We start from the raw sequence: 10452 nt of genomic DNA on the forward strand, positions 1-10452 counted from the left end.
CAGTCCGGGATGGTTGTGCAAGCACCGCCGAAGCGACGGGGAATCCGGGACAACCCCCGCCTGTGGGAACGGTTCCCGCACCACACGCACACACCACCTGGCCGCCGCTGTGCCTCACCGAGTGGACTCCGTCCACACCACAGGCCGGGGTTGTCCCGGATTCCCCGTCGCTTCGGCGGGCGAAGCCAAGCAGGCCGGGCCGGTGGTGTCAAGCCGCTGATACTGGACCCACAGCTCTGCGATCCGGCTTGATACCGCCGGACCGGTCTGCTTCCGTAAGGCGGCGATGCGACGGGGAATCCGGGACGAAGGCGACCACAAGCATCGACCGGCAGCCAGCAGCGCGGCCCCCCATCCCCGGAGAGAGCGCCGCTCGCCGCGTAGGCGCCGCCGGAGGCGCTCTTCAGGCTCTTGACCTTGCCCTTGACCTTCGCAGTTGACCTTGACTGTCGCAGTAGACCCGACCACCTGCCCACACCACCGCCGCCCCGCGAAACCAGCACCACCCCCGACCCGCGCCACCAACGGATCCCGTAAACCCCGCGCGAAGCCGTCAAGAAACGCCTGTAAGCCACCCACCCCAGCCGCACCCACACGAGCAACTCACCCACACATGCGCCTCCTTTCCCGTATGCGCCGAAAGCCCCCGACAACCAGCCCGGCGCCGTGGTTGCCCCGGGCCGCCCCGGTTCACTCGTACGAACGATTCACGGTTTGCCGGGAAAAACCTCCCGCTGACCGTCTCGTTAGTCGGATAGGTCTATCGGCTCGTCTGAAGAAACACGGCAGACGGAACAAGGCAGGGGCTTTCATGCAATCGCAAGTCAAGCGGCGGATCGTTTTCGGACTCACGACCGGCGGGCTGCTCGCCACCGGCGGGGCCGGGATCGCGCACGCCGACGCGTCGGCCGCCGGGGCCGGCGATGCCGGTACCACCACCGCCGGCTCGCCGGGCATCCTCTCGGGCAACACCGTCCAGATCCCGGTGGACGTCCCGATCAACGTCTGCGGTGTGACGGCCAACGTGCTCGGCGTGCTCAACCCGGCGGCCGGCAACCACTGCGCCAACTCCGGTGGTGCCAGCGCCGGCGGGCTGGGCAGCCAGGGCTCCGGCGGCGCGTCCGCCAGCGGCAGCTCGATCGGCTCCCCGGGCATCCTGTCCGGCAACACCGTCCAGGCCCCGGTGCACATCCCGGTCAACGCCTGCGGCGACTCGGTGAACGTGGTCGGCGTGGGCAACGGCGCCCTGGGCAACCACTGCCGCAACGAGGGCGGCGGCGCGGGCACCGGCGGCTCGAGCGCGACCGGCAGCTCGGTCGGCTCCCCGGGCATCGTCTCGGGCAACACCGTCCAGGTCCCCGTGGACATCCCGGTCAACCTGTGCGGCGACACCGTCAACGTGGTCGGCGTGGCCAACGGTGCCAAGGGCAACCACTGCCTCAACGCCGGCGGCGGCGCGGGCACCGGCGGCTCGAGCGCGACCGGCACCTCGGTCGGCTCTCCGGGGATCGGCTCGGGCAACACCATCCAGCTGCCGATCTCGGTCCCGGTCAACGTCTGCGGCGACTCGGTGAACGTGGTCGGCGTGGCCAACGGCGCCGAGGGCAACGCGTGCGCGAACAACACGCCGACGCCCCCGATCGGCACCCCGCCGCCCCCGCCGCCGGGCACCACCACCGGCTGGACCGCCCCGCGCAGCACGCCGCCGGAGACCGGCTCGATCGTCCCGGCCCCGGTCGGCACGCTGGCCCACACCGGTGCCGACGGCCTGATGCTCGCCCCGATGGGCGCGGCGCTGATGGGCGGCGGCGCGTTCATGTACCGCAAGTTCAAGCCGGGGCGCTCGCACTAGCGTTCCTCCTGGTAGAAGCGGCGGGGCTCGGTCCGTAAGGGATCCGGGTCCCGTCTTCGCCGTGTTCCCGCGCTTTTCATCAGCTTCTCAGCGGGAACCTGCACAGTGCTGCTCAGTCCGGGGAATACACCGAGCGCGGGCACCGATCGGGTCGATAGGGAGACACTGGACAGATGAGGACCGGCTGGATAGAACTCGCCGCCATTCCGGCGGTGCTGCTGGTCGCATACCTCCTGCGCACGAACAGCTGGGCCAGCCGGCACGTGCGCATCGTCTGGAACTGGCTCAAGGCCTGGGCCCGGCTGGCGCCGTTCACCACGGCGCTCTCGCTGCTGGTCGTGGTACACGCCTGGATGCTGATCGGGCTGTCCCCGCGGCTGCGCAACGCGGTCCTGCTGACCCACTCCACCACGCTGGCGCACCTTAAGCAGGAGCCGCTGACGGTGCTGTTCGGCTCGGCGATGTGGACCGACGTCAACGAGCTGGTCTTCATGGCGCTGACCGCCTTCATCTACCTGGCGCCGCTGGAACGCTGGATCGGCACCTGGCGCACCGTGCTGGCGTTCCTGGCCGGGCACATCGGCGCCACGATCCTGATCGCGCTGTGGATCGAGGAGACGGTGGTCCTGACCCCCGAGCAGGACCGGGTCTACTCCCGCACCATCGACGTCGGCATCAGCTACGGCGCCTACGCGTGCGCGGCGCTGCTGGTCTACCGGCTGCGCTGGCCCTACCGGCTCTCGGTGTGGTCGCTGATGCTGGCCTACCTGCTCTACCAGGCCTCGCTGAAGGACTTCGACGCCGCGGTCGACTACACGCCGCTGGGCCACCTGGTCGCCTTCGGCATCGGGCTGGCCCTGTACCCGCTGACCAGGACCGACCGCGCCCGCCGGCGCAGAGGCGATCCCTGGATCAGGATCCCCCGTTCGACCTCGAAGTTTTCGGCAGGGGAGCCGACGTCCGATAATGAGACCACGAGCCTGGCGCGGTGACCCCGCAAAGCCGGGCGTGTGACAACGACGTCCGCCCCCGAACCGCGAGGGATGCGCCATGCCCGCAGCCGTTCCACAGACTGCCCAGACAGGCCAGTCCGCCCCGACGTCCGCCGACCCGGCAGGACCGGCGGACCTGGAAGCCCTGAACGAGATCCAAAACCGCGTCCTGTGGCTGGCCACCAGGATCGTCGACGCCGCCAACCACGACCGCGCCACCGGCGACGGGGTCAAGGTCGGCGGCCACCAGGCCTCCTCGGCCTCGCTGGTCACCGCGATGACCGCGCTGTACTTCCACCACCTGGGCCCGGACGACAAGGTCTCGGTCAAGCCGCACGCCTCCCCGGTCTTCCACGGCATCCAGTACCTGCTGGGCGAACTGGACCGCTCCTACCTCACGCAGCTGCGCGCCTTCGGCGGCCTGCAGTCCTACCCCAGCCGCACCAAGGACCCCGACCGCGTGGACTTCTCCACCGGCTCGGTGGGCCTGGGCCCGGCCGCGCCGCTGTTCGCCGCCGCCGCGCGCCGCTACGTCGACGCCCACTTCGGCCCCCGGCCCCGCTCGCGCTTCGTGGCACTGCTGGGCGACGCCGAACTGGACGAGGGCAACGTCTGGGAGGCCATCGCCGACCCGGCCTGCGCGGGCCTGGGCGAGGTCATGTGGATCGTGGACTTCAACCGGCAGTCCCTGGACCGCGTGGTGCCCGGTATCCGCGAGGGCCAGCTGCGCCTGCAGTTCGAGGCCGCCGGCTGGCACGTCGTGGAGGTCAAGTACGGCCGCCGCCTGCAGGCCGTGTTCGACCGGCCCGGCGGCGGCGCGCTGAAGGCGTGGATCGACGCCATGCCCAACGAGCGCTACCAGTCGCTGTTCGGCCTGGACGGCGCGCGCCTGCGCACGGCGTTCCTGGAAGGCGCCCCGGCCGAGGTCGCCTCGATCCTGTCCGTGGTCCCCGACGACGACCTGGGCGCCCTGCTCACCGACCTCGGCGGCCACGACCTGACCGCCATGCTCGACGCCTACGCCCAGTGCGACGCCGTCACCGACCGCCCGAGCGTGGTCTTCGCCTACACCGTCAAGGGCTGGGGCCTGCCGATCGCCGGCAACCCCCGCAACCACTCGGCGCTGCTGAGCACCGAGCAGGTCGCGGCGCTGCGCACCGCCCAGGGCCTGACCGAGGCCACCGAGTGGGACCGCATCGCCCCGGACACCGCCGCCGGCCGCGTGGTCGCCGCACGCGCGGCGCTCCTGAAGCGCCCGCAGCCCACCGCGCACCCGCCGGTCCCGGTCCCGGTCCAGGTCGAGACCCGCTCACCGGCCAAGGCGACCTCCACCCAGGAGGCCTTCGGCCGCCTGGTCTCGGGCCTGGCCCGCACCCCGGAGGTGGCCCGGCACCTGGTGACCACCGCTCCGGACGTGGCGACCTCGACGAACCTGGCCGGCTTCATCAACAAGTTCGGCGTCTTCGCCCCGGCCGAGGTGCGGAACTACACCGCCGCCGACTCCCCGGTGCGCTGGAACGAGTCCCCCTCCGGGCAGCACATCGAGCTCGGCATCTCCGAGATGAACCTGTTCCTGCTGCTGGGCCAGCTCGGCCTGACCTGGGACCTGTCGGACCAGCCGCTGCTGCCGATCGGGACGGTTTACGACCCCTTCGTCTGCCGCGGCCTGGACGCCTTCATCTACGGCACCTACTCCGGCGCGCGCTTCCTGATCGCCGGCACGCCCTCCGGCGTCACGCTGGCCCCCGAGGGCGGCGCGCACCAGTCCACGATCACCGCCTCGATCGGCCTGGAGCTGCCGAACGTGGTGTTCTCCGAGCCCGCCTACACCCGCACCCTGGACTGGGTGCTGTGCGACGCGCTGGCCCGGATGGGCCGCGGCGAGGCCGGCTCCTCGGCCTACCTGCGCCTGACCACCCGGCCGATCGACCAGGCGCCGTTCGAGGCGGCGCTGGCGCGGGTGGGGGAGCAGCGGCTGCGCGAGCAGGTGCTGGCCGGCGGCTACCGGCTGCACGTGGCCACCGAGTTGGAGAACGCCGGCGCGCCGGTGGTGCACCTGGCTGCCTCCGGCGCGGTCATGCCCGAGGTGCTGGCCGCCGCGGCCGAGCTCGCCTCCGAGGGCGTCGCGGCGCACGTGGTCGACGTGACCAGCCTGGACCGGCTCTACACCGGCTGGCGCCGCGCGCTGCAGCAGGACTACCGCAGCGCTTCGGGCCCGCGGCGGCCCTCAGTGCTCAAGGAGCTGTTCCCGGGGCGCGCGCCGATCGTCACCGTGCACGACGCCGCCTCGCACGCGATGGCCTGGCTGGGCTCGGCGGTCGGGGTGCCGGCGGTGCCGCTGGGCGTGGACAGCTTCGGCCAGTCCGGGACCGTGGCGGACCTGTACGCGCAGCACGACCTGGTGCCCGGCGCGATCGTCAACGCGGCGCTGGCTGCCTTGGCTCTCTAATGCTCTGAAACTGGAATGCTCTGAAGCCGGGCTCTGTGGGCCGTCGAGGGATCCTCTTCGGCGGCCCACAGCGTCAGCGACAGGTGGATGCGGATCACGATGCTGACCCACACCATCAGCCCGACGAAGTCGATGACGATGCCGTAGGGGTTGGACGCGGTGTGCCGGACGGTCTCCTGTGCGACGGCGGACAACACCGCGGTGCACAGGCCGGTCGCGCCCGCGGACAGCCACAGGTCTCTGAACGCCGGCGCACCGCCGAGCCTGCGGCACAGCTGTTGGCAGACGACGGCGAACACGACCGTGCCCACCGCCAGCAGGACAACGGCCAGGACCAGCGCGCCCGCGGTCTGCCAGCTCAGGCCGGAGCGGTGCCAGCGCACCCGTAGGTGGCCCCAGCTCATGCCGGACACGGCGAAGCCCAGGAACATCAACGGGATCGCGGCCAGCGCGGCGACGGCGTCGCGCACGCCGCGGCGCCACGGGACCGGGTCGTCCTCGGTGCCCCAGATCGTGCGCTGGGCCCGGGCCAGGGTGTTCATCCAGGCCCAGGCCCCGTACAGGACGCCCATCACGCCGATGATCGAGGTGGTGGCGGTGAGCAGCGCGTGCGCCTGGGCGTCGAACAGGGAGCTGACGTCCTGGACGGGGATGCCGATGGTCTTGGCCAGGTTCTGGTCGGCGTTCTTGTAGCGGTGCGGATGGCGTTGGGCCAGCCAGGCCAGGCCGAGGTAGCCGAGCACCAGCACCGGCAGCAGCGACAGGGTGCTGTAGTAGACGACCGCGCTGGCCGCGTCGCGTAGGTCGATGCGGTAGTAGCGCGAGTAGGTGGCCAGGGCGCGGCCGAGGTAGGGGGCGGTGCGCAGCCGGCTGAGGTGGACGCCTTGCTGGTGGTCGACCCATCGGATGAGGCGCGGGAACCCGCTGCGGGCGCCGGTGCTCCGGCGGCGGTGGCGCGGGCCTGCCCGCAGGTCGTCTCGCAGGCCGTCTCGCAGATCTTCGGACACGCAGGTCAGGAAACTGTATGCGGCCGCTCTTCCGGGTACGACACGCCGTTCGCTAACCTGACGGTGTGTCAGATATCAGGTTCCGGACCGAACCGGTTCTGCCGGAACACGAGTGGCAGCTGCGGTTGGAGCCCGGCGAGGGTGAAGGCGTCGCGACGCTGGTACTGGACCGCCCCGAGAAACTGAACGCCTGGAGCTGGGAAGCCTCCCGGCAGTTGGCACGCCTGGCCGCCCGGATCCGGTTCGACGATCGGATCAGGGTCCTGGTGGTGCGCGGCTCCGGCCGGGCCTTCTGTGCCGGCGTGGACCTGGGGCTGCCGGAGGACCGCATCACCGGCCGTTCGCAGGCCGAACGTGCCCGCAACTTCGCCGAGGGGCTGCGGTGGGTGCACGAGCAGTTCCGTGCCTTCGCCACGCTGCCCCAGCCGATCGTCGCGGCCGTGCACGGGTACTGTCTCGGCTTCGGCTTCGAGCTGGCGCTGATGTGCGACATCCGCCTGGCCGCCGCCGACGCGGTCTTCGCCCTGCCGGAGGCCACGATCGGGATGGCGGTCGACGCCGGCGGCGAGATGCGCCTGGCCCGTGAGGCCGGCAGCGGCTGGGCCAAGCTCCTGGCGCTGACCGGCCGCCGTATCGACGCGGCCACGGCCGCGCGGATCGGCGTGGTGCAGGACGTGGTCGCCCCGGAGGAGCTGCTGCCGGCCGCCTACGCGCTGGCCCGCGAGATCGCGGCCAACGCCCCGCTGGCCGTCCAGGCGATCAAGCGCTCGGTGGACACCTTCGCCGACCGCGGCCTGCACGAGGCGATGGGGCAGGCCGCGCTGCTGGCCGCGACGACGTTCATCTCGGAGGACGCGCCAGTCGGATACGCCGCGAAGGCGGCTCGGCGGACGGCGGAGTTCGAGGGGAAATGAGTACTTGGAGAGGATTCGCTCAAACTTGTCGGTGGCCGGCGGCACACTGATTCCATGAGCACGAAGACGATGACAGTGGACTGGCAGCGCGTGTCGGCGCGGCGGCTGGCGCGGGCCGGTTTGGCAGCCGAACCAAAGCCCTCCGCGGACAGCGATCTGGCCGCGACCGTCGCGTCGATGGCCGGCGCCCACGCGCAGATCATGTCCGCCGCCGAGCTCTCGGTCGCCATCCGGGCCCCCGGCGCCACAGCCGTCGATGTCAGAGATGCCTTGTGGACCAAAGGGACCCTGACCAAGACGTTCGGGCCGCGCGGCACCGTCCACCTGCTCCCCACCGCGGAACTGAGTACCTGGCTCGGGGCCCTGTCCGCGCTGCCGCCGATCACCGACCGCTTCGCCCCGGACGTGCGCCTGACACCCGACCAACTCGACTCGGTCCTGACCGCTGTCGCCTCAGCGCTCACCGATACCGAGCTGACCACCGAGGAACTGGACGCCGCGGTCGGCGACCTCGCCGGACCCTGGGCGATCGACGAGGTCATGCCCGCGTTCCAGACCATGTGGCCGCGCTGGCGGCAGGCGATGGCCATGGCCGCACACCGCGGTGTGCTGTGCTTCGGCGCCGGACGCGGCCGGAAGGTCACGTATATGAACCCTGAGGTGAAACCCGCCGACACCGACGAAGCCCTGACCACCGTGGTGCGGGACTACCTGTGGGCCTACGGCCCGGCCACGCCGCCCCAGTTCGCCAAGTGGTTCGGCGGCACCCCGGCGTGGGGCGCCAAGGTGTTCGGCAGCCTCGCCGAAGCGGGGAGCATCGAGGAGATCGACTTCGACGGCACGGTCGCCTGGGTGGCCGCCGGCGACACCGGGTTCGACGACGCCGAACCACGCGGCGTCCGGCTGCTTCCCTACTTCGACGCCTACGGCATCGCCGGCCAGCCGCGCGACCGGCTGTTCCCGGGCCGCGCCGCCGAACGCGCGCTGAATCGCGGCCAGGCGGGCAACCGGCCGGTGCTGCTGGTGGAAGGCGTGGTCGACGGGATCTGGCACCTGAAGCGCGCCGGACGCCGCGCGACCGTCACCGTCGAGGCGTTCATCACGCCGAACCGTGCATTGACGGCCGCGATCGAGGAACAGGCGGCGCGCGTCGGGGAGATCCTGGGTGTCACCGCGGAGCTGGTGCTGGGCGAGGTGGAGGCTGGTCCCCATGCCTGAGCGGGGCCGGCGTCCGGGTGATCCCTCCGGCAACCGCCGTGCGTTCGGGCGGCGTCCTCCCACCATGCCGAAGACCGTCATCGCCTTCCACGCCCACCCCGACGACGAGGTCCTGCTCACCGGCGGCACCCTGGCCCGGCTGGCCGCCGAGGGCCACCGCACCGTGATCGTCGTGGCCTGCGACGGCGCGATGGGCGACGCCCGCGAGCCCGGCGCGCTGGTGCGGCTCGACGAGCTGCGGGCCAGCGCGCGCGTGCTCGGTGTCGCGCGCGTGCACCACCTCGGTTACGCCGACAGCGGCCACGGCGCGCTGCTGTTCCCGGACCCGCCGGACCGGCCGCGCTTCATGCGGGCCCCGATCGACGAGGCAGCCGAGAGGCTGGCCGCCGTCATCGAGGAGGAACGCGCCGACCTGCTGCTCAGCTACGACGCGGCCGGCGGCTACGGGCACCGCGACCACGTCCGGGTCCACGAGGTCGGGGCGCTGGCCGCCGAGCTGACCGGCGTGCGGCTGCTGGAGGCGACCGTGCCGCGCGAGCCGGTGGTGCGGCTCGGCAAGGCGCTGCAGGCGGTGCGGATCCTGCGGCGCTACGACTTCTCGGACCCGAGCTGGTTCGGCAGCCCGCGCGAGGCCATCACGCACCGGTACGACGTCCGGCGCTACGCCGGCCTGAAGCAGGCGGCGCTGGCCGAACACCGCACCCAGCAGGGCAAGAACCGCGGCGGCCTGTTCCACCGCATCCTCATCCGTATGCCGACGCCGCTGTTCGCGGCGCTGCTCGGCCGCCGCGAGTGGTACGTCGAGCCGCCGCGCGACTGACCCGCGATCCCCCGACCGAAGGAGTCCGCATGTACCCCGGCCTGCCCGACCCGCCGCCGCTCGGCACCGCGATGCTGCCGCCCGCGACCTTCGCCGGCGTCACGGTGTTCATCACCGGCGGCGGCACGGGCCTGGGCCGGGCCATGGCCGCTGAGTTCGCCCGCTGCGGCGCCGCCGTCGGCATCGCGAGCCGTGACGCCGCGCACCGCGAGCGGGGCATCGCCGAGGTGCGCTCGACCGGCGGCGAGGCGATCGGAGTCCCGTGCGACGTGCGCGACCCCGAGGCGATACGCACCGCGTTCGACGCGGTCGAGGAGGCCCTGGGCCCGGTGACGGTGCTGGTCAACAACGCCGCCGCCAACTTCCCGGTGGCCGCCGCCGACCTGTCCCCGAACGGCTGGCGCGCCGTCACCGGCATCGTCCTCGACGGCACCTTCCTGTGCTCCCGCGAACTGCACCGCCGCTGCACCGAGCGCCAGAGCCCCGGCACGATCCTGAACATCCTGGCCACCCAGGCCTTCACCGGAGGCCCCGGCATGGCCCACGCCGCGGCGGCCAAGGCAGCCGTGGGCAACCTGACCAAGTCCCTGGCCGTCGAATGGGCCCCCGAGGGCATCCGCGTCAACGCCCTGGCCCCCGGCCTGTTCCCGCACGACGACATGCGCGAGGACCTCAAGGCCCTGCGCCCCGAACCCGACGCCGACGCCCGGCGCCAACCGGCCTTCCGCACCGGCCACCGGCACGAACTGGGCTGGGCCGCCACCTACCTGTGCTCGCCGTTCGCCGCCTTCCTGACCGGCCACACGCTGGTCGTCGACGGCGGCAACCACCTGCGGCGGGACTTCGTGATGCCCCCGGTGACACCGATTCGCGAACAACTGCCGCCGCGTGGCTGGGAATCAGTATTCTGAGTCACGGAGTCCGATCCCTTGGAGGATGCGATGTTCATGCGATGGCTCTGCCTCCTTGCCGGCGCTGCCTTCGTGATAGCCCCGGCCTGCGGAGGCGGCGGCAGCACAGGGGACAACGGCGTGCACGTCGTCAGCGCCCCGGCGGTGAGCCACATCAGCCCGGATTGCGGAGGCGGCGGCGGACTAGGGGACGACTAGATGACTGAGTCCAAGGGGTCCCTGCGGTCATGAGACGAGGGAGTCCATGGTCGGTGTGTGAAGACTGACTTGGACTCCCTCGCGACTGCAC

Annotated in this window: 8 protein-coding genes; 7 read left to right on the forward strand and 1 reads right to left on the reverse strand. The window is 71.9% G+C overall.

What is annotated here, in order from left to right; translation table 11 throughout:
* Positions 1-811: 811 nt before the first annotated feature.
* The 3 genes from ABIA35_RS49205 (at position 812) to ABIA35_RS49215 (ending at position 5293) form a co-directional block, all read left to right on the forward strand.
* The gene (locus ABIA35_RS49205) at positions 812-1852 is read left to right on the forward strand and encodes a chaplin (protein ID WP_370347918.1); all 1041 of its coding nucleotides are present in this window, start codon (positions 812-814) and stop codon (positions 1850-1852) included.
* Positions 1853-2025: 173 nt separating this feature from the next.
* Entirely contained in the window at positions 2026-2844 is an 819-nt protein-coding gene (locus ABIA35_RS49210) for a rhomboid-like protein (RefSeq protein ID WP_370347916.1), read from the forward strand.
* 58 nt (positions 2845-2902) lie between these two features.
* The gene (locus tag ABIA35_RS49215) at positions 2903-5293 is read left to right on the forward strand and encodes a pyruvate dehydrogenase (protein WP_370347914.1); all 2391 of its coding nucleotides are present in this window, start codon (positions 2903-2905) and stop codon (positions 5291-5293) included.
* Here the strand turns inward: ABIA35_RS49215 and ABIA35_RS49220 are convergent.
* Positions 5290-6300 (reverse strand): YhjD/YihY/BrkB family envelope integrity protein, encoded by a 1011-nt coding sequence (locus tag ABIA35_RS49220; protein WP_370347911.1) that lies wholly within the window; start codon positions 6298-6300, stop codon positions 5290-5292. The two genes, ABIA35_RS49215 and ABIA35_RS49220, sit on opposite strands and share 4 nt — an antisense overlap.
* 65 nt (positions 6301-6365) lie before the next feature.
* On the opposite strand from ABIA35_RS49220, the gene ABIA35_RS49225 reads away from it, so the two are divergent.
* The 4 genes from ABIA35_RS49225 to ABIA35_RS49240 all read left to right on the forward strand — a co-directional run bounded on the left by ABIA35_RS49225 (position 6366) and on the right by ABIA35_RS49240 (position 10163).
* Positions 6366-7214: an enoyl-CoA hydratase/isomerase family protein gene (locus ABIA35_RS49225; protein WP_370347910.1), complete on the forward strand. Its 849-nt coding sequence runs from the start codon at positions 6366-6368 to the stop codon at positions 7212-7214.
* Positions 7215-7268: 54 nt separating this feature from the next.
* Positions 7269-8432 carry a winged helix DNA-binding domain-containing protein gene (locus tag ABIA35_RS49230; RefSeq protein WP_370362628.1) on the forward strand — a complete coding sequence of 388 codons (1164 nt, stop codon included), beginning with the start codon at positions 7269-7271 and terminating at the stop codon, positions 8430-8432.
* Positions 8433-8496: 64 nt separating this feature from the next.
* Complete coding sequence (locus tag ABIA35_RS49235) at positions 8497-9252, forward strand: PIG-L deacetylase family protein (protein ID WP_370362629.1); 756 nt, start codon at positions 8497-8499, stop codon at positions 9250-9252.
* Positions 9253-9281: 29 nt separating this feature from the next.
* Entirely contained in the window at positions 9282-10163 is an 882-nt protein-coding gene (locus tag ABIA35_RS49240; protein ID WP_370362630.1) for an SDR family oxidoreductase, read from the forward strand.
* The last annotated feature ends 289 nt before the right edge of the window (positions 10164-10452 follow it).

The organism is Catenulispora sp. MAP12-49 (assembly GCF_041262705.1).
Taxonomy (GTDB): Bacteria; Actinomycetota; Actinomycetes; order Streptomycetales; family Catenulisporaceae; genus Catenulispora.